Source organism: Mucilaginibacter gracilis (genome assembly GCF_003633615.1).
In the GTDB taxonomy this organism is placed as follows: domain Bacteria; phylum Bacteroidota; class Bacteroidia; order Sphingobacteriales; family Sphingobacteriaceae; genus Mucilaginibacter; species Mucilaginibacter gracilis.
The window spans coordinates 5366101-5383492 of the sequence record NZ_RBKU01000001.1; the positions used below are offsets into that span (position 1 = coordinate 5366101).

Below are 17392 nucleotides of genomic sequence, written 5' to 3' on the forward strand. Positions count from 1 at the left end.
GCGTTACACTTTAATAAAAGGCATCCAAAAAAGCACTGCTGAGCTAAACAATGTCTGTGCCTTATAAAAACTTATTGAGCGTAATTAAGCGTGTGTATGTTCACGGGTAGTATATATGAGCGGCTCACCTAATTCTGCTTCCAGTTTAGCAAGTGTTTTAAGCGTAAGGTTATGATTTCCTTTCAGCCATTTATTGATTTCCGAAGGTTTCTTATTCATTTTTACGGCCAGATCCTTTTGCGTGTAACCCTTCTCGTGCATGATCTCGCTAATACGCACTACAATATCGGTATATTGTCGTACAAAAATGCGCACCTCCTGGGGGGTTTCATCCTGTATATGCTGTGCCACCTTACTTCTCATCGTCTAATCCTTATAAATAAATCTCATCGTCTCCATTAGCGGAGACAATTCTTCTGTTACTTCCATCAATCACAATTTCACCATCCTTTAACGCATCTTCAATACGTTTTGCAAACTGACAGGCCTCTACCCATTTAAGGTGAATATCTTTGCTTTCCTGGTTCGTTTGCGCAGATTTAAGGCCACCATTAAACAAGATCACCATATCGCTCCTGTTATTAACCCGCAATGCGTACAAGCGAAGCGGGAAATTAGGATAGGCGAACAGTACTTGTTTTACCGTTACTTTTCCCGTATTGGGCAAACCTGTGACCATATTTTCAGGGCGGTTAAACAAGGCATCGATTGCACCGTGGTCATCGCCAATACTATCCAGCACAAAACTCAACATTTGCTGAGTCGCCGTTTTCAACTCCGGGATCGCATTATATTTATTAAAGAACTTATCTGTTTCATTTTCGCTTGCGTCCTCCCATCGCACGGTGTAGAACGTACATTTCCTACCCTCATCGTCCCAAGCTTCTAATGTAAAGATATTCACTTATAAGTTAATTTACAAATCCAGTATAAGGATATTGTCATTTAGTTTTCGCCCTTTTGCTTTTTTTATGGGATGCGTTCCCCTCATGTAGTTGAATCACCTTCTTTTGAGCCTCGGCTATCTCTGTCAAGTAATTGACTTTTTCTTTGTACGTACCAATCTCATTTTCAAGTTCAAGAATACGATTTTGAAGTATTACAAAATCTTTACTAAACATTCCTTTCAGTGGCTCTTCATTCAAATAATATAAGAACAAGTTTCTATCAAATAGTTTAGAAAACAATATTAGCTTATCAATATCAACTGATTTTCTTTTGTAGATACCAAAAAGCGTGGATTCACTAACATTAACAAATTCAGCAACAAATTTTGCTTTTAAGCCTTTTTCTTGCACAAATCCATGAATGATTTTACCTATCTCTACACTCATATACAAAGCTTGTAATTGGCAATGTCAAGAAGCCTCTTTTTAACTATGATATATAAGTAGTATTAACTATCATTTTTTGATAGTTTCCGATCAAAAAGTTATATTTGTTTAAAGAATAATTAAAAACTCTAATTTACGATAGCGATTACTACAGATAATGGCACTACATCAAGAATCGGAGTAAGAAATTTATATTTTTGCAGGACTTACCGTTTATTTAAAGTAGGACTTGCTTACGAGCCTCGCAGCTAAATCTGACAGTTTATTCCAGCGAGCGTAAGTGTGGCACCTCAACCCTATACATGTGATAGGGCCGGTGCTCGCTTGTGTCTTTGTTGGAGACCAGTTCGAAATAACTGGTTGGCTTTGTCAGAGCCATGCTACAATAGACTTTGCGGGTAACCGGCCCTATTGTTAAATACAATACCCGACCATCGTTTCTATTGGCTCACCATTCATTTAAACAGATGAAATTATGGTGGCGGATAATGAAAAATTAAACCTTTTAATTCAGCAGCTTCAAAAAGGAAGCGAGTTTGCTTTTACCAGCATCTACGATTTTTATAGTCATCAACTATATAGAAACCTTTTACGACTGGTAAAAGATGAAGAGATTGCACAGGAATTATTACAAGATCTTTTTCTTAAAATTTGGGAGAACCGGCATAATATTAAACTGGATACCTCATTCAAATCTTATCTATATAAAATTGCTGAAAATTTGGTTTACGGGCATTTTCGTAAAATGGCTAAAGATAAGCGATTAATTGAAAGCCTTGTTCTATCGTCAACTGCCTTCAGGGCCGACGCATTAGGAATTTGTTTTAGCGATTAATTGTAATGAAAGAAGAAATTTATGGTTCCACCCGGCCATTTTTCTTTTTGCTTTCAGGCTGGCCTTACTGGTTTTGTCGGCTTTTAGGATATTTAGGGCTATCTTTCTGACTACGGCAAGGTTTTGGGCGGTCTGTTTGTTCCGTGTGGTATTGTAATCTTCGCCAAATCCGACATCCAACTGCCAGTGCAATTGGTTCTCAATGCCCCAATGTGCGCGGATGGCTTGGTTAAAATAGGCAGCATCAGCACGGAGGCTGGAGATATAGTAGCGGTCTTGTATGGAGTGGCTGTCACCTATTATCCTTTCCGAGGTTATTTTGATGATGGTCTTTATTCCCTTCCAATTTTCCTTTTCGTCAACCCAGTTAAGTTCATGAATGACTTTGCAGTCTCTGATCTCCGCCCGCCCGTGGCCCTTATCCAGGTGCTGGCTGTAACTGTCTTCTTTAAAGTTGAACTGATTGATTACCTGTTCATAAAGTGTTTCCTGGTTCTGTTTCAAAGCAAGGATATAATCGCCCTGGCTTTCGACAATCTGTTCAGCAATCGCTTTCTGTGTACCCATTGCGTCGATGCTTACTACCGCCCCTTTGATGTTCAATAGCGATAACAATGCTGGGATCGCCGTAATCTCATTGCTCTTGTCATCCACTTTTTGTTGCCCCAGTACCAACTGGTTACGACCCGACCAGGCGCTTACCAAATGCAAGGCCCCCAACCCCTGGTGTTTGCAGGCGCTGTTACAGATGCTCTTTCCATCGATAGCGATCAACTCCTTTTCGCCAGACAGGCCCGACTCCTCAAGACCCCGGCTAAGTTCCGCTGTCCAGGCACGAAAACACTGTTCAAAAAGCGCCGAATCGATCAGCATAAAAACCCGGTTGATCGTGTCATGACTGGGTATGCCGTTTTCAAGAGGCAGCAACTGCTTTAAAAAATCTTCTTTCTCCTTCCCGAATTCTTCCATCTCGTACCAGCTTTCTGCACCACATAGAACGGCCAATACCGACAAAATGATAACTTCCAGTAAATTGTGTTTCTTATTATTACCTGTACGAGGATCAGGTATCCATCTAAAATGATTGTGAAGTGAAGTCGTCATATGCTTTTACAAAGAAAAAACGCTAACCCGACTCTAATCCTCCCGAAACCACAAAAGTTATACCTACGTTTCCAACACTTTGTTCATAACCATATCAACTTTTAACTATTCTTATGCGTCAGCCCTGCAACTGCCTTCGATACTTTTGCTGAAGAAACCATAATTAATAAAGAAAATCACGAGCTATTGCAACGGGCTATAGAACACCTTGCTCCTCAAAGAAAACTCATCTACACCTTGTGTAAATTAGAAGGTAAAAGCTATGAAGAAGTAAGTCATGAATTAGGTATAGCCACTTCAACCATACGTAACCAAATTGTGAAGGCTAATAAGGATGTTAAGCTATACTTTTCAAAACAGGATTTAGCTATAATGATTTTCACGATTCAGATATTGAAACACTTGTAAAACCATTTGCCGAAACACAGCTTGCTATAAACACAGACAGATTAGTTAAAGACCTGGTTTTATTTAACGCCAACCCCTATTTCTTTTATGAAAATTCATCGCCGACGGGTATCAAAATAGTTCAGCTGTAAGCCTTTTTGATAAATGTTTCAAAATCAATATGGTCGGGTACCCAGACTTGCCTACGAGTCTTTTTCAAAGTGACCACCTTAGCTGCTGAATTCAGGCTTTTGTGAAAAGAATTAAAATTGGGGAAGGTGGTCAGTGTAATTGGTTTAACCTCTTAAAATTAAGACTTTTCTTCATTTAAGTAGTCCGGTTTTTTAGGATGGGTTACAGTAAAAATTTTATTTAAGCACCTTAAAATTGCGTTGCTGCGTAGGTGACCATACCTTAAATTCCAGATCAATTTCTCTGTTACGGATGCGGGCGGTACATGCAGATATAGAAGCGAATAGCTTCTGATAAAACTGTTCAAATACGGCACCGGGAGGTACGGTAAACACAATCTGATTGGCTTTCACAGTCAACATTTCCTGATATTCCGGCAATTCCTGCTGTAGATAAATGACCACTCGCTTTTAGTATTCCGTATGCATATGTTTTAAAGAATGTCTTTGATCAGTCTATCCATTGCTCCACGATGACCGGTAATGAATCCCGCAGCCTCTTCCTGTTCATCAATTGTCAATTTATCTCCATCGTAAATCCAATTTCCCTCGCGGTCAAATAAAAGCTTGCCTAACGATTCCATTTTGGGCGCTTCGTAGCCAGGCACTTCAACATAAAATAACTGAAACATGCCATAATCTTCTCGCAATAGTTGAAAGGCCAATCCGCCATAAATTAATGCTTCGGTAGCATCATCAAATTCGGGGATTACCCGCAGGGTTAGTTGCCCTCCCTATTTACGATCAATTGTAATCGTTTGAGGCCCGCTTAAAAATGCCTTATCCATGTACAGTAATTTTAATAAAACAAATGTGAATAAAAAATTGTAAAAAAGTAATAGAAAATGCTAAAAATATTAGCATAACTTTATAGTCCTCAAATTTGGCAAACATGGTACCATATAATTTACAAATAGAACTCAATGCGCGGCTGGTAACTTTCTCTGCCGAACAGCTTGATCAACTTGCTGACAATGCTGGTTTTATGCGCTATCAGATCAGGACATTCAATCATCATTCGGTGATCTACGTGAACATCGAGGATGAGCCGCGGGAACCTGAAGATATTATCGGTTTCAGCGAAGATGAGGTTTTTTCGCTGGATGAAGTGAGAACCATTGCCGCCGCCATTAGGGATTACAACAGCCGCCGTAAGCTGAATTTTGATCAAATGCACTTTGACTTTTAAACGACGACGATGACTGCTACGAAAGAAGAAATTATCAGCAAACTCAGGCAGGATATGATCCGCTGGGAGGGCTTCCGTCCGCCACAACCCGGCACGGACAATGACCTGGGCCTTGGCCCGGTAGCAGCCGCTTTTCAAGACGGGGTATTTCCAACCGGAGCGATCCACGAATTTATAAGTAACTGTCCGGAAGACACCGCCGCCAGTGGCGGATTTATTGCCGGTCTTGTTCAAAAACTATTGGGCAACGGTGGGGCGTGCCTGTGGATCAGTTATACCCGCCGCATTTACCCGCCAGCGCTAAAACTTTTTGGTGTCGATCCCGACCGTGTTATTTTCGTAGATGTGCCGCTGCAAAAAGATGTGCTTTGGGTTACCGAGGAAGCGCTGAAATGTGAGGGTGTTGCTACAGTGATATGTGAAACTAAAGACCTCAGCTTTACAGAATCCCAGCGATTACAATTAGCCGTTGAGAAAAGCCATGTAACTGGATTTGTTTTGCGAAAGGATATCAAAAAAGTCAACACGACTGCCTGTGTTACCCGTTGGCAAATCCGGCCTGTCCATAGTCAGCTGAGAACAGGTATGCCCGGCGTCGGCCATCCGCGCTGGCAGGTAGAATTGCTTAAAGTACGGAATGGCAGGCCCGGAAACTGGACTGTAGAATGGAAAAAACACGATTTTCAAACGATCACCATACCACAGCTTACGGAAGAAGCGCGTCGTTATGCCTAAGCGTTTTGCGTCCATATGGTTCCGGCATTTACTCACAGACTGGAAGGCAATCCGCCAAACCGGGCTGAAAGGGAAAGCCTATGTCTTCGCCGAACCCGACCATGGACGTATGCTCATTACCGCGCTGACGGATGAAGCCCGTAAGTACGGAGTAACTGAAGGTATGACCGTTGCCGATGCACGGGTCATCGCGCCGGATCTCCAGGTTTTCGATGGCAAACCCGGCCGCAACCTGAAATTACTAACCGGCCTCACGGAATGGTGCCTGCGTTATACGCCGCTCGTACAGCTTGATCCGCCTGACGGTTTATTTCAGGATGTAACTGGCTGTACATATTTGAAAGGCGGGGAAAAAGCTTATTTACAAGAAATTGTTTCACGCTTAAAAGCGATTGGCTATGACGTTCGCCCGGCGATTGCCGACACTATCGGCACCGCCTGGGGCGTTGCCCGTTGCGCTACCTCCGGCCTTATCGTACCTGAAGGCGAACACCGGAATGCCCTAATGCCTTTACCACCATCAGCGCTACGTTTGCCTATGAACCAGCTATTGAAGCTGCGGAACTTGGGCCTGCATCAGATCAATAGTTTTATTTACATGCCAAACGCCGTCTTGCGCAGGCGTTTTGGTAAAGATATGGTACTGCGGCTGCAACAAGCACTTGGTCAGGAGGTAGAATATTTATTTCCGCTTAAAGAACCAGTGCCATACAGCGTACGCCTCGATTGCCTGGAACCTGTCCGTACCCGAACGGCTATAGAAATAGGATTAAATGATTTGCTCGAAAGGCTTTGCAAAAGGCTTACAGTGAAGGTTTGGGTGTCCGATCCGCTATATTAACATGGTACCGGGTAGATGGCAAGAACGGGAACATTAGCATAGGCACCAATCATCCCAGTAACCGAACACAACACTTATTCAAATTATTTTTTATTAAGCTGGAAACCATCGCGCCGGGACTTGGCATTGAATTATTTGTGTTGGATGCACTGAAGACAGAGCCTGTCAACGATAAGCAAAGTGAAATTTGGTCAGCCGGAGGCGGCGCGGATAGTGAAGAAGTAGCCGAACTGCTGGACCGGGTAGCAGGCAGGATCGGCACAGCTCATATTAATCGTTACCTTCCAGGGGAACATTACTGGCCTGAGCGCACGCCGGAACCAAACACCAATTTAAAAAAGAAGCCCGAAAGTGATTGGCGCACGGATAAACCACGGCCTATGCAAATACTGGATAATCCGGAACGTATTGAAGCGATGGCGTTAACACCGGATTACCCGCCCAAGTTATTTATCTGGAAAGGTGAGCAGCATATTATCGTGGGGGCCGACGGCCCCGAGCGCATCGAACGTGAATGGTGGCTTGAACCGGGTGAACACCGGGACTACTATATCGCCGAAGATGAAGCAGGGCGTCGTTATTGGCTTTTTCGTTCAGGCCACTATAATGCAGAAAACAATCAACACAGGTATCTACATGGCTTTTTCGCATGAGTTACGTCGAATTACAGGTGACCAGCAATTTCAGCTTTCGGCGCGGCGGCAGTCACCCGGAAGAACTCATCGACCAAGCGGCCGATTTGGGGTATGATGCGATTGGCATCAGTGATCGTAACACTTTTGCAGGTGTTGTCCGTGCTTACCAAGTTGCTAAAGACCGCAATATCCGGCTGATTCCCGGTGTCCGCCTTGACCTGCTCGATGGCCCAAGCTTGTTGGCTTATCCAACGGACAAAGAATCCTATGCCCGGCTTTCCGCTTTGCTTACATTGGGCAATTTACGTGCTGAAAAAGAAAAATGTTATATTTCTAAAAGGGATGTTTACCAGCATTCCGAAGGGTCTTATTTTATTATTATACCACCCGACAAAATCACCCAAGATTTTGAATTTGAACTTGTATTTACGCACCATGTAAAAGATTACAAGCAAAACCTGCCCAACCTTTATCTCGCTGCAACCAAGTATTATACTGGCGATGATGCCAAGCGCCTTTTCCTGTTAGCTGAATTAAATATCCCATTGGTCGCCACTAATGACGTTCATTATCATCACCCTAACAGAAGGGAACTGCAAGACGTTGTGACTTGTATTCGGGAAAAATGCACCATTTTTAACGCTGGTTATAAACTGCATCAAAATGCCGAAAGGTATCTCAAAGAAAAAGCTGAGATGGAGCGCTTATTCCGCAATTATCCGGAAGCGATCTTAAATGCCCGAACTATTGCCGATGCCTGCCGGTTCGACCTGAAATCGCTGAAATACAAATATCCCAGTGAACTGACCACTGACGGGCGTACACCTCAGCAGCAATTGGAATACCTCGCCTGGAAAGGTGCGAATAGCTTTTATAATAACAACATTGCCTGCAAATAATTTTTGCAGCAAAGAAACGAACTCCATGGGCTGTTGAAGTCCCCAGCCAGTTAAAGCTACCCTACTCCGGATAGTCCTATCAATAAAACGAATCAAAAAAAACAAACTGTCAAAATTTATTTTTTTGTCAGTATTGTTTAACTTTGTGCGCAATCAACAATAAAATGGCATCGACCACGCTTCTGATTAATGATCAACTCCCGGAACAGATTCTCCAAGCCGCGCTGCAACTGTATTTAAAACACGGTTTGAAAAAGGTAACGATGGATGATGTATCCAAGGTTATCGGAAAAAGCAGGAGTGCCATTTATTATTATTATAAGAACAGGGATGAGATATTTGACGCGGTGATGGAAATGCTGATCCGTGATATCATGGACGAAGTCAGGCTGGCCGTAGATAAAGGCGGTTCAACGGAAGAAAAGTTAAAGATCTTCTGTCTGGCCAAAGTTAAAATATCCGAAGAAAAAAGCGGTGTTTTTGCCGCGATGGAAGCGGGCATGAACGTGGACGAAATATCCCGGCACGCAACCACCCTGACCGCGGTACATAAAAAGCTGATGAAGGCTGAATCAGATCTGCTTGCGGCGGTGTTCGCTGAAGGAGTTGGAAGACGTGAGGTCAGGCCGATGAAGCCAAATGACCTGGAGCGGGTAATTTTTATATTGCTGAGCAGTATTCGCGGTATACGGCGGGAAATGAAGCAGGATAATGATTTCAGCGAATTAAAACCGACGGTTGATACGTTAATGGCTATGGCCATGCACTGGATGAAAAGCTAATTTTTTTGTATAAAAACTGACATTTTATCGTTTTTTGTCAGAATGTTTTTAATTTAATTTTTATTATGGCCAATTTGGGTAAAACAGACATGTTTAAGGCATTCAGGAGCTTTAATTACACCTTGTATTTTTGGGGGCGGTCAGTATCGCAATTCGGGACATGGATGCAGCGTACAGCGGTCGTCTGGGTCGTGTACTCCATGACGCATTCTACGTTCATGCTGGGGCTGACCATATTTGCCGAACAGTTTCCCTCCTTTTTGTTCTCGGTTGCCGGTGGTATTGCGGCTGACCGGTATGAGCGTTACCAGATCATCAGGATCACTCAGATCTTATCAATGATCCAGGCGAGCCTGCTTGCAGTATTGGTGATGACCGGTCATTTTGTGATCTGGGAAATACTGGTATTAAGTATGATCCTGGGTGTGATCAATGCCTTTGACGTTCCCGCGAGACAGGCCATGATCCATGAAGTGTTGTATGAAGAAACAGATCTGCCCAGTGCACTTTCCTTAACGTCCGCGACAGCCAGCCTTGCTAAATTACTTGGGCCTGCTTTATCCGGCATTGTGCTGGAAAAGTTCGGTGCGGGCGTATGCTTTCTATTAAACGCTGCAAGTTTCGGCGCTGTCATGGTTTCACTGATGTTTATGAAACTACCGGCTTACGTTCCTAAGAACATCAAAAAGAAAGCGATCACGGAATTAAAAGAGGGATTCAACTATATTATCAAGACCCCTACGATAGGCCTGGTCATCCTGATGCTGAGCATCATCTGTTTGCTGGTCATGCCGTATGACACTTTGGTGCCGGTTTACGCCAAGGTCATCTTTAAAGGCAATGCCGCGACTTTCGGTTATATCACCAGCTTTATCGGCATCGGGGCGGTTTGCGGAACCATCGTCCTGACCTCCTTAAAGAAAGATGCCAATCTCAAAAGACACCTGCTGGTTAGTACCGTAATCCTGGGTATCGGCCTCATCGCCTTTTCACAAAGCGGTAACCTGCTGATCGCCCTTTTGTTTGCCGCCATAGCGGGATTTGGAACGGTTGCGCAGGGAACGCTCAGTAATATTATCGTTCAGTCCGAATGCGCACCGGAGATGCGCGGGCGGGTGATCAGCATCCTGATCATGGCCTTGTTCGGCATGCTTCCCCTGGGCAGCCTTTTGGTAGGCTTCGTATCGCAAAAGATCGGTGCGCCCAACACCATGCTTTGCCAGGGGCTAATCGGTCTTTTGGTTGCGGCAGTGTTTTTTAGGCTCTTGCGTGTACGTGTAGCAGGTAATCCCAAACTGATCGCTGACGAAACGGAAGAAGAGATCATAGAAAAAATATAAATCATTCAGCTTAAAAATTCAAAAAAATGGAACAATCGACAAAAACAGCATTTTTGGTAATGGATATGCAATTGGCGCTGTTAAGCCATTTACCTGATCATTCGGCACTGGTAGCTAATGTCAAAAAGGCTATTGTAAAAGCGCGTGAATACGGGATGCCGGTTATTCACGTCGTCCAGGGATTCAGGCCAGGTGCTCCTGAAGTGGGTTCAGGGAATAAACTATTTTCCAATTTTGTAAATAAGGAACATTGGACGGCTGAATTCGCGGCGCAATTTCTCCATACACATCCTGACCTGGCCCCACAAGCGGATGACATCATCGTGGTCAAGCGCCGGGTAAGCGCATTCTCCGGAAGCGATCTGGAAGTGATCTTAAGAGCTCAGGACATTCGACATTTGGTAATGACGGGTATAGCCACCAGTGGTGTTGTACTCTCCACACTCCGTGAAGCCGCGGATAAAGACTATCAGATCGTGGTGATCGAAGATTGCTGTGCAGACAACGATGAAGAGGTGCACCGGCTGCTGATGGAAAAAATTTTTAGCAGGCAAGCTGAGGTACTTGATCTGAACACTTGGATAAACTAACCCATTGATCAGCCATGTAAAATTATGATTTTAGAATACGACAGTTATATCGTCCTTTCCGAGCAGCTGCGCGGGGCGCTGGAATTAAGCATTGACATCCTGTATGCGCAAAATCGCTTTTGCTGGTATGTTATCGTGGATGCAGCCCGTTTTAGCAAAGGGACGCAGGATGATCATTTATGCGCCTGTATGCTAGATCAGTGGCTTGACAGTCAAATCCCTTCGGAGAAAGTACCGGGGGATTTGTATTATCCTGATTTTTCCTTATATTCAATATGTTACTGGGATGCAAATTCTTACTCACCACTTTTTGACTCAGATTAATTGCAAATCTTATTATATGTAGACACAAAAATGCATTGAGGCTTCAAAATTTAATCCAAAGAATTATGATTATAAATTATCTCTTTTTAAATATCTGGCCATAGATGCATGGAGGATTTTTTTTTGATTTCTTACTTGATCGCTTATACCTTTTTGAGCCATTATTGGACTTGCTCTTTTAGTATAAGAAAAGTAGTTACCTCCTGATTTGACCTTGATCTCTTTAAAAGGCTGACTTCCCTGGATCATCCGCAAGAAATCAGCCGCGATTATTATTAACTATAAATCATTAAGACTTAAAATCAGTTGAGTAAGAAACTTCTTTCCAGTCTTCCATCTGTATATTGAGTTGGTCTATCTTGCTTTTTGCACGGTTGAACGCATCGCTGCCCAGGAATAAATTTACAGCGGGGTTTTGACTGCCTACCAGTTCTAAAAATGCATCAGCGATCTTATCCGGGTCGCCCAGCTGAGCACCGTCCATGTTATTCATTTTTTCGTGATATTCCCGCAGGTATGCGTAATCTTCTATTTGATTCTGGTTATAGGCTATAGAATCTGCCTTTGCAAAATTTGTCCGGAACCAGCCCGGCAAAACATTAGTAACGTTTATGCCCAGTGGTTTAAGGTCATTAGCTAGGGCCTCGGTCAAGCCGCTTACCGCAAATTTGGCCGCGCAATACATCGACCAGCCCAAACCAGGTGCAAAGCCGGCAATGGAGGAAATATTAATGATATGACCTGAGCGCTGTTTGCGGAAATATGGCAAAGCCTGCTGAACCACTCGCACCACGGCAAAAAAGTTTACTTCAAAATTCTCGTTTATTTCTTCAGCGGTTAGTTCTTCCAGCGCGCCACCAAGTCCATAACCTGCGTTGTTTACTATCACATCTAATTCGCCAAATCTTTCTATGGTTTTTTTTAAAGAATCAGCAATTGATCTTTCATTTTTAAGATCAACCTCCAAAGGCAGAAATTGGTCGCCATATATAGCTAACTGATCGAATGCGGTAACAGATCTCGAAGTCGCGGCTACTTTGTGGCCTTTAGCCAATAATTGTTTTGCCAAGGATAATCCCATTCCTTTGGATGCCCCGGTTATATACCAAACTTTTGTATCCCTCATGATATTTTAATTTTGATACAAAGTTAGCGTGCAATCAAAATACCGGTTTGTTGATATCAAACCGATTTTTGTCAAATTCAAACCTTCCGAAACGAAGATGGATTAAGCTTGGTTTGCTTTTTAAAAAAGTTGTTGAAATGTGCCTGGTCTTCAAAACCCAGCACATAGCTGATCTCGGAGATGTTCCAATCGGTATGTTTCAGTAAAGCTTTCGCTTCGCTGGTAAGCCGCTCAAAAATGTGATTGGTAGTCGTACGGCCTGTCGTTTTTTTGATGGCGCGGTTTAAGTAATTAACATGAACCGAAAGCCGGTCGGCAAAAACTTTAGGTGAACGGAACTCAAACCGCTGGGAGGTAGACTCTATGGGAAATTGCCTTTCCAACAGTTCGGCAAATACCGAGGTGATACGCGTACCTGCGTCCGAATGTTGAAATACCTGTTCGGATGGCTGCAGCTTCATGGCAAGGTAGATCAGTTCGCTAACATAATTCTTAACCAGCTCATATTTATAGATAAAATCAGTGTTAAATTCTTTGATGATCTTTTCAAAGATATTCTGTACCTCTTGATTTTCGTCATCGGTTAAATGAAAAACAGGCTGCACACCGGCAGCAAACAATGGGAGTTCACTCAAATTCAAGCGAAGGTTCTCCTTAAAAAATTCATCTTTAAATACACAGAAGTAGCCTTTGGTGTCTTCGGTAAGCAAATCATAAGTATATGGAACCTGCGGATTAAAAAACAATAACGTGTTTCCGGATACACAAATACTTTTGTCGCCATAATGAAAAACATTGTTTCCATGGAAGAGCATGATCTTGAAAAAATCCCGCCGGATGTAAGTTGGTGAGGTAGTACCTGATCGGATACGGTCTTCAATACGAAACACGTTAAACTGGCCAATATCTTTTTTCAGATGATCAGAAAGGTCGTTAAATTTATGTTTGTAAAATTCTTCCAGTGATTCCGTTGTTTTGATCATATCGCCTCCCGTTTGCAAAAATGAAACTTTTTTTACAATCAGCAAAAAGTATACTACTATCCTGAATTAGTGTTATCTGCCATTACCATTATGGCCGGACCTTTACATCATCATAAAAACTCAAAAAATGTACAATACAATTTTAATTACCCGTGCAAGCAGCGGTATAGGTGCAGCAACCGCACAATTATTTTTATCTAAAGGCTGGAACGTTATTGCTACCATGCGAAAACCTGAAAGTAAAACAGCGTTGACTACTTCGGAACATGTATTGGTGACAAAGCTTGATGTGCTTGATCTAAGCTCCATTGAAAATACAATTAAAGAGGGAATCGATAATGGGCCGCAACTTTTAGTCCTTTGAATTTCGATCGTTGGTGGGTACAGCTGATCAGCAAGCCATCGTCACATGGGATAAATTCAAATCCGTCGGCTGATTTCGTGTCGTCAAAAAACACCGGCTCTTTTTCAGCGAACTGGGAAGCTTCTTTTAGTGCATTATGGGAAAGCTGCAATTGTTCGTTCTCCACACAGAATTCCAGCCTGATGTGGTTCGCTTCCGCGAAATCATATGAGCCGGTAAAGCACTGAACCAGCGTTCTTTTTGATCTGCGTAATTTAAAGCGTTAATCCCATATACCGTTTTGTGCTGTAAATATCACCGGTTGGCCGCCGGTTACCATAATAGTATGCTCGTGCTGCGCAACAAAGCCGCCCTTATTACCGGTCAGCGTCCAGCCGTCTATTTCTGGATTGGCAATTGTAGACCGTGTTGAAATAAATGTTTCTATTGCTACAACCGAATTCTTTTTAAACCGCTCAAAGTTAAATCTATCGAAATAGTTGGCAATTTCATGTGGTTCTTCGTGCAAGCTTCGGCCAACACCGTGTCCGGTGAGATTTTTAATTACCGTATATCCCGCCTTTTTGGCTTCAGTTTCAATCAATTTGCCAATTTCTGATATTCTTACGCCACCTTTAATATTACTAATTGCTTTTTTTAATATCTCTTTCGATGCTTCTACTAATTTACCATGACCATGAATATCCTCTCCTAAAACAAACGAGCCACCATTATCTGCCCAATAGCCATTTAACTCGGCCGATACATCAATATTGATCAAATCGCCTTCTTTAAGTATCTTATCTGCCGATGGTATACCGTGCGCTATCTCGTTATTAACGCTTATACACGTATATCCCGGAAAATTATAGGTTAACACTGGTGCCGAAATTGCCCCCAACTGCGCAAGCAATTTGCCGCCATACTCGTCAAGCTCTTTGGTAGAAACACCTGGTTTGGCATACTCCCGCATTTTTTTAAGTGTAATAGCTACAGCCGCACAGGCTTGCTGCATTCCAGTTTTTTCGCTTTCGGTGGATATGGACATTATTTAAATTTTACCTGCCACAAAATTAACAAATAACCTAAGTTCGATTAATAAATGAAATAAAAATTCGCCAACCAATTGTTGATTTCTGACTAATCGAATTCAAGTTATAAGGCTTTCTTCATCTTGTGTTATGTATACCATTTGATTTATAAATTGCATACAATGGCGGATTTATTGGCCCTATTAAATTAATCTAAAAACGCTAACTCATCATTTGAAAAGGAAATACCAGCTGCATTTATATTTTCTTCAAGATGCTGGATGGATGTAGTGCCGGGAATTGGCAGTATCCACTCAGACTGATGAAGCAGCCATGCAATGTTGAGTTGTGCGATGGTGACACCTTTGATATCTGCTAATTCTTTCATTTTGTTCTGCCCGGTAGGTAATGACGTTTCTAGTGAAAAGAAAGGAATAAAAGGAATCTGATGTTCCTGGCACAAAGGCAATAACTCTCCCCCCTGGAATCCGTAGGGACTAGCCGGATCAGTAACCCGTTGCGTATAGCTGTACATATTCTCAACGCTGGCAACTTTACCCATTTTGATCGCGGTATTAAATTGATCAACGGAGGCGTTGCTGAGTCCGACATGCAGGATTTTACCTTCTTTTTGCAGTGCCAGTATGGTTCCCAAACCTTCCTCATAATCTCCCGGACTATGTGCAGCTTTGCCATAATGCACTAAAGGCAATTGATCCAGTTTGAGTTCTTTGAGGTTATTTTCGACACTCGTTCTCAACTCTTCAGGCTTGCCGTATGGTAGCCAGCTTTTGTCGGTTCCCCGTTTAGTCCCAACCTTCGTAGCGATGGTAATGTCATCCGAATAAGGATATAAGGCGTCAGCTAATAATCTATTGGTTACGCCCGGTCCGTAGAAATCTGCGGTATCAAAAAAATTAACACCCAGTTCTACGGCTTTTCTCAAAAGTGCAATAGCACCCTCGCGATTCCGTGGTTCACCATAGAAACCTTCACCCGTCAAACGCATTGTTCCGTAACCCGGTTTACGGGCAATAAGAGGACTTGACGTACCCGCTCCAATCATAATTTCTTTGTTGCTCATTTTTTTAATTTAAATGGTGATCTCTAATGTTTTCCTGTATGATGATGGTGTTGTTCCCATGAACTTTTTAAAGAACTTGGTAAAATTTGAAACATCATAATCCAGGGTGTGGGCAATCGTTCCAATGGATAAAGTCCTGTCGGCAAGCAATTTTGTAGCTTCCAATAAAATCCGCTGTTCATAAAAGTAACAGGCATGATGACCTGTTTCCAATTTGATTACTTTGCTCAGATGAACAGGATGAAGGCAAATAATATCTGCTATTTCCTTAAGCTCATACATTTTATTGACCCGCCCGGCCATAAAGTCATCCATATGGCTTTCCAAAACATGCTTGAACTGAACCACTATTTCAGCTTTGCGGGAAATATAAGCATCAGGTATCTTGACCATAATTCGAATTGCGTTATTGCAAAGGTACCTGGAAATGTCAATGGAAAATGGTGAAGAGTCAAGTTGTTTTATTTGTTGAGTGGGATTTAGTGCTATTATCTATTGCAGGCCTAAATCCCGATACTCACAGGCTTGCTTAAACAGGATATTTTCCGAATTACTCGTGGTCGTGCCAAAAAACATTGTCCGTTTGATAGTTGGTACGGTATGCGTTAAGAACCAATACTTTTTTCCATAGACCATTTTTTAGGCTTCACACCTATACTTGCCTCGAATACTCTACTAAAATGGCTAAGGTTTGTAAAGCCTAGGCGATACCCTGCTTCGGATACGGTTAGGTTGTCTTCTCTTAATAACCGCGCGGCTTCCTGCATCCGGATATGCTGAAAATATTCATACAAACCCATACCGAAAACCTGAATAAATGATTTTCTTAATTTTATTTCATTCATACCGGCAATGTTTTTCAATTCGCCAAGAGGGGGTGCATTATCAAGTTGAGCTATTAATCTGTCCCTAACTTTGTACAGGTTTTGTATTTCAGTGCGGGTTAGCCTGTGAAAAGTCATTTGGACACGTTTATCAAGCCTTTTAAAGAGGAAATAAAGCAATTCAATGGCCTTCAATTTGAAATAAAATTTAGATAAGCTAACGTTGTCAGCGTTTACAATTTCATTTATAGTTCGTAGTATATCATCCGACATGAACTCTTCGATAACCAGACTGTTCTGACAGGTCAATAAATCACTGAATTTTGCTGCGTCTTCCCTTAAGAAACGTTTTAAATAGTCAATACTGACCAGTATTCCAACATGCTTCATGTGCGTGTTTTTGTAGAATGTATATTCCTGGCTGCTATTCATCGGGATTATTTTCACATGGGGCAATTCTTCATTAAGGCTATGCGAAGAATTATTATTCGAAGTATCCTTAAAAAAGTTATGAAAGGAGAAAAAAATGCCGTTCTCAAACTTTTGAACATTCCCAAAGTGATGGGTGAATTTTTTTTTAATGACATAAGAACGGATAGTGAGTACCAAATCAGGAATAAAATCAAATACTTTAAAAATTTGAACATCAAAATTCCCGATATTATCAGATAATTCCTTGCTTTCCTCTATACCTAAAGTATGTAGCATTTGGGCCACTGTAGTATCAATAACTGAGCTCTCTTCCATTTTTTACGACTATTTATTTATTCTTTAGGGTTATTTTATCTCTAAAGGTAGAAATACTTTTGCTTCAT

General features: G+C 42.2%; 24 protein-coding genes. 12 read left to right on the plus strand and 12 right to left on the minus strand.

The window, feature by feature from the left end; all coding sequences use genetic code 11:
- Positions 1-84: 84 nt before the first annotated feature.
- The 3 genes from BDD43_RS23715 to BDD43_RS23725 are packed head-to-tail and all read right to left on the minus strand — an operon-like array spanning position 85 to position 1334.
- Positions 85-363, minus strand: coding sequence for a helix-turn-helix domain-containing protein (locus tag BDD43_RS23715; RefSeq protein WP_121200376.1), 279 nt, complete (start codon positions 361-363; stop codon positions 85-87).
- A 10-nt stretch (positions 364-373) separates the two neighbouring features.
- Positions 374-904 carry a hypothetical protein gene (locus BDD43_RS23720; RefSeq protein WP_121200378.1) on the minus strand — a complete coding sequence of 177 codons (531 nt, stop codon included), beginning with the start codon at positions 902-904 and terminating at the stop codon, positions 374-376.
- Between the two features lie 37 nt (positions 905-941).
- Positions 942-1334, minus strand: a complete 393-nt coding sequence (locus BDD43_RS23725; RefSeq protein ID WP_121200380.1) for a hypothetical protein — start codon at positions 1332-1334, stop codon at positions 942-944.
- Positions 1335-1809: 475 nt separating this feature from the next.
- On the opposite strand from BDD43_RS23725, the gene BDD43_RS23730 reads away from it, so the two are divergent.
- Positions 1810-2169: an RNA polymerase sigma factor gene (locus tag BDD43_RS23730; protein ID WP_121200382.1), complete on the plus strand. Its 360-nt coding sequence runs from the start codon at positions 1810-1812 to the stop codon at positions 2167-2169.
- On the opposite strand, the gene BDD43_RS23735 is transcribed toward BDD43_RS23730, so the two are convergent.
- The gene (locus BDD43_RS23735) at positions 2146-3273 is read right to left on the minus strand and encodes an ISAs1 family transposase (protein WP_121196770.1); all 1128 of its coding nucleotides are present in this window, start codon (positions 3271-3273) and stop codon (positions 2146-2148) included. The genes BDD43_RS23730 and BDD43_RS23735 overlap by 24 nt on opposite strands.
- Positions 3274-3459: 186 nt before the next feature.
- On the opposite strand from BDD43_RS23735, the gene BDD43_RS23740 reads away from it, so the two are divergent.
- The gene (locus BDD43_RS23740) at positions 3460-3681 is read left to right on the plus strand and encodes an RNA polymerase sigma factor (protein WP_262707435.1); all 222 of its coding nucleotides are present in this window, start codon (positions 3460-3462) and stop codon (positions 3679-3681) included.
- A gap of 347 nt (positions 3682-4028) precedes the next feature.
- Here BDD43_RS23740 and BDD43_RS23745 read toward each other — a convergent pair whose 3' ends face one another.
- On the minus strand, positions 4029-4256 hold the full coding sequence (locus tag BDD43_RS23745) for a hypothetical protein (protein WP_147425726.1): 228 nt from the start codon (positions 4254-4256) through the stop codon (positions 4029-4031).
- Between the two features lie 29 nt (positions 4257-4285).
- Positions 4286-4516, minus strand: a complete 231-nt coding sequence (locus BDD43_RS23750) for a hypothetical protein (RefSeq protein ID WP_162847159.1) — start codon at positions 4514-4516, stop codon at positions 4286-4288.
- A gap of 227 nt (positions 4517-4743) precedes the next feature.
- Here BDD43_RS23750 and BDD43_RS23755 point away from each other — a divergent pair, with 227 nt between their 5' ends.
- The 9 genes from BDD43_RS23755 (at position 4744) to BDD43_RS23790 (ending at position 11186) form a co-directional block, all read left to right on the plus strand.
- Complete coding sequence (locus BDD43_RS23755; RefSeq protein ID WP_121200390.1) at positions 4744-5040, plus strand: hypothetical protein; 297 nt, start codon at positions 4744-4746, stop codon at positions 5038-5040.
- 9 nt (positions 5041-5049) lie between these two features.
- Positions 5050-5775 (plus strand): ImuA family protein, encoded by a 726-nt coding sequence (locus BDD43_RS23760; protein WP_121200392.1) that lies wholly within the window; start codon positions 5050-5052, stop codon positions 5773-5775.
- On the plus strand, positions 5768-6616 hold the full coding sequence (locus BDD43_RS30675) for a Y-family DNA polymerase (protein WP_246001769.1): 849 nt from the start codon (positions 5768-5770) through the stop codon (positions 6614-6616). Before BDD43_RS23760 ends, BDD43_RS30675 begins: the two co-directional genes overlap by 8 nt.
- Entirely contained in the window at positions 6592-7269 is a 678-nt protein-coding gene (locus tag BDD43_RS30680) for a hypothetical protein (RefSeq protein WP_246001770.1), read from the plus strand. Before BDD43_RS30675 ends, BDD43_RS30680 begins: the two co-directional genes overlap by 25 nt.
- Positions 7266-8150, plus strand: coding sequence for a PHP domain-containing protein (locus BDD43_RS23770; protein ID WP_121200394.1), 885 nt, complete (start codon positions 7266-7268; stop codon positions 8148-8150). The genes BDD43_RS30680 and BDD43_RS23770 overlap by 4 nt, the downstream gene beginning before the upstream one ends.
- Before the next feature lie 164 nt (positions 8151-8314).
- Entirely contained in the window at positions 8315-8932 is a 618-nt protein-coding gene (locus tag BDD43_RS23775; RefSeq protein WP_121200396.1) for a TetR/AcrR family transcriptional regulator, read from the plus strand.
- Positions 8933-8997: 65 nt separating this feature from the next.
- Positions 8998-10272: an MFS transporter gene (locus BDD43_RS23780; RefSeq protein WP_121200398.1), complete on the plus strand. Its 1275-nt coding sequence runs from the start codon at positions 8998-9000 to the stop codon at positions 10270-10272.
- A 26-nt stretch (positions 10273-10298) separates the two neighbouring features.
- Positions 10299-10862 carry a cysteine hydrolase family protein gene (locus BDD43_RS23785; protein WP_121200400.1) on the plus strand — a complete coding sequence of 188 codons (564 nt, stop codon included), beginning with the start codon at positions 10299-10301 and terminating at the stop codon, positions 10860-10862.
- 24 nt (positions 10863-10886) lie between these two features.
- Complete coding sequence (locus tag BDD43_RS23790) at positions 10887-11186, plus strand: hypothetical protein (protein ID WP_121200402.1); 300 nt, start codon at positions 10887-10889, stop codon at positions 11184-11186.
- 289 nt (positions 11187-11475) lie between these two features.
- Here the strand turns inward: BDD43_RS23790 and BDD43_RS23800 are convergent, their stop codons facing one another.
- Together BDD43_RS23800 and BDD43_RS23805 are read right to left on the minus strand one after the other, a co-directional pair.
- Positions 11476-12312: an SDR family NAD(P)-dependent oxidoreductase gene (locus BDD43_RS23800; RefSeq protein WP_121200406.1), complete on the minus strand. Its 837-nt coding sequence runs from the start codon at positions 12310-12312 to the stop codon at positions 11476-11478.
- Positions 12313-12389: 77 nt separating this feature from the next.
- Entirely contained in the window at positions 12390-13295 is a 906-nt protein-coding gene (locus BDD43_RS23805; protein ID WP_121200408.1) for a helix-turn-helix domain-containing protein, read from the minus strand.
- A gap of 127 nt (positions 13296-13422) precedes the next feature.
- Here BDD43_RS23805 and BDD43_RS23810 point away from each other — a divergent pair, with 127 nt between their 5' ends.
- Entirely contained in the window at positions 13423-13659 is a 237-nt protein-coding gene (locus BDD43_RS23810) for an SDR family NAD(P)-dependent oxidoreductase (RefSeq protein ID WP_121200410.1), read from the plus strand.
- A 262-nt stretch (positions 13660-13921) separates the two neighbouring features.
- Here the strand turns inward: BDD43_RS23810 and map are convergent, their stop codons facing one another.
- The 4 genes from map to BDD43_RS23830 all read right to left on the minus strand — a co-directional run bounded on the left by map (position 13922) and on the right by BDD43_RS23830 (position 17324).
- Positions 13922-14686 (minus strand): type I methionyl aminopeptidase, encoded by a 765-nt coding sequence (map, locus tag BDD43_RS23815; protein WP_121200412.1) that lies wholly within the window; start codon positions 14684-14686, stop codon positions 13922-13924.
- Positions 14687-14877: 191 nt separating this feature from the next.
- A complete protein-coding gene (locus tag BDD43_RS23820) occupies positions 14878-15753 on the minus strand; it encodes an aldo/keto reductase (RefSeq protein ID WP_121200414.1) in 876 nt (291 codons plus the stop codon).
- A gap of 9 nt (positions 15754-15762) precedes the next feature.
- Positions 15763-16146, minus strand: coding sequence for a helix-turn-helix domain-containing protein (locus BDD43_RS23825; RefSeq protein WP_211339726.1), 384 nt, complete (start codon positions 16144-16146; stop codon positions 15763-15765).
- A 212-nt stretch (positions 16147-16358) separates the two neighbouring features.
- Positions 16359-17324 carry a helix-turn-helix transcriptional regulator gene (locus tag BDD43_RS23830; RefSeq protein ID WP_121200418.1) on the minus strand — a complete coding sequence of 322 codons (966 nt, stop codon included), beginning with the start codon at positions 17322-17324 and terminating at the stop codon, positions 16359-16361.
- Between the last annotated feature and the right edge of the window lie 68 nt (positions 17325-17392).

Bases quoted from the DNA above. Each gene is read 5' to 3' on its own strand.
- BDD43_RS23715 (WP_121200376.1), bottom strand. From the start codon at position 363: ATGAGAAGTAAGGTGGCACAGCATATACAGGATGAAACCCCCCAGGAG.
- BDD43_RS23725 (WP_121200380.1), bottom strand. From the start codon at position 1,334: ATGAGTGTAGAGATAGGTAAAATCATTCATGGATTTGTGCAAGAAAAA.
- BDD43_RS23730 (WP_121200382.1), top strand. From the start codon at position 1,810: ATGGTGGCGGATAATGAAAAATTAAACCTTTTAATTCAGCAGCTTCAA.
- BDD43_RS23735 (WP_121196770.1), bottom strand. From the start codon at position 3,273: ATGACGACTTCACTTCACAATCATTTTAGATGGATACCTGATCCTCGT.
- BDD43_RS23755 (WP_121200390.1), top strand. From the start codon at position 4,744: ATGGTACCATATAATTTACAAATAGAACTCAATGCGCGGCTGGTAACT.
- BDD43_RS23760 (WP_121200392.1), top strand. From the start codon at position 5,050: ATGACTGCTACGAAAGAAGAAATTATCAGCAAACTCAGGCAGGATATG.
- BDD43_RS30675 (WP_246001769.1), top strand. From the start codon at position 5,768: ATGCCTAAGCGTTTTGCGTCCATATGGTTCCGGCATTTACTCACAGAC.
- BDD43_RS23770 (WP_121200394.1), top strand. From the start codon at position 7,266: ATGAGTTACGTCGAATTACAGGTGACCAGCAATTTCAGCTTTCGGCGC.
- BDD43_RS23775 (WP_121200396.1), top strand. From the start codon at position 8,315: ATGGCATCGACCACGCTTCTGATTAATGATCAACTCCCGGAACAGATT.
- BDD43_RS23780 (WP_121200398.1), top strand. From the start codon at position 8,998: ATGGCCAATTTGGGTAAAACAGACATGTTTAAGGCATTCAGGAGCTTT.
- BDD43_RS23785 (WP_121200400.1), top strand. From the start codon at position 10,299: ATGGAACAATCGACAAAAACAGCATTTTTGGTAATGGATATGCAATTG.
- BDD43_RS23790 (WP_121200402.1), top strand. From the start codon at position 10,887: ATGATTTTAGAATACGACAGTTATATCGTCCTTTCCGAGCAGCTGCGC.
- BDD43_RS23800 (WP_121200406.1), bottom strand. From the start codon at position 12,312: ATGAGGGATACAAAAGTTTGGTATATAACCGGGGCATCCAAAGGAATG.
- BDD43_RS23805 (WP_121200408.1), bottom strand. From the start codon at position 13,295: ATGATCAAAACAACGGAATCACTGGAAGAATTTTACAAACATAAATTT.
- BDD43_RS23810 (WP_121200410.1), top strand. From the start codon at position 13,423: ATGTACAATACAATTTTAATTACCCGTGCAAGCAGCGGTATAGGTGCA.
- map (WP_121200412.1), bottom strand. From the start codon at position 14,686: ATGTCCATATCCACCGAAAGCGAAAAAACTGGAATGCAGCAAGCCTGT.
- BDD43_RS23820 (WP_121200414.1), bottom strand. From the start codon at position 15,753: ATGAGCAACAAAGAAATTATGATTGGAGCGGGTACGTCAAGTCCTCTT.
- BDD43_RS23825 (WP_211339726.1), bottom strand. From the start codon at position 16,146: ATGGTCAAGATACCTGATGCTTATATTTCCCGCAAAGCTGAAATAGTG.
- BDD43_RS23830 (WP_121200418.1), bottom strand. From the start codon at position 17,324: ATGGAAGAGAGCTCAGTTATTGATACTACAGTGGCCCAAATGCTACAT.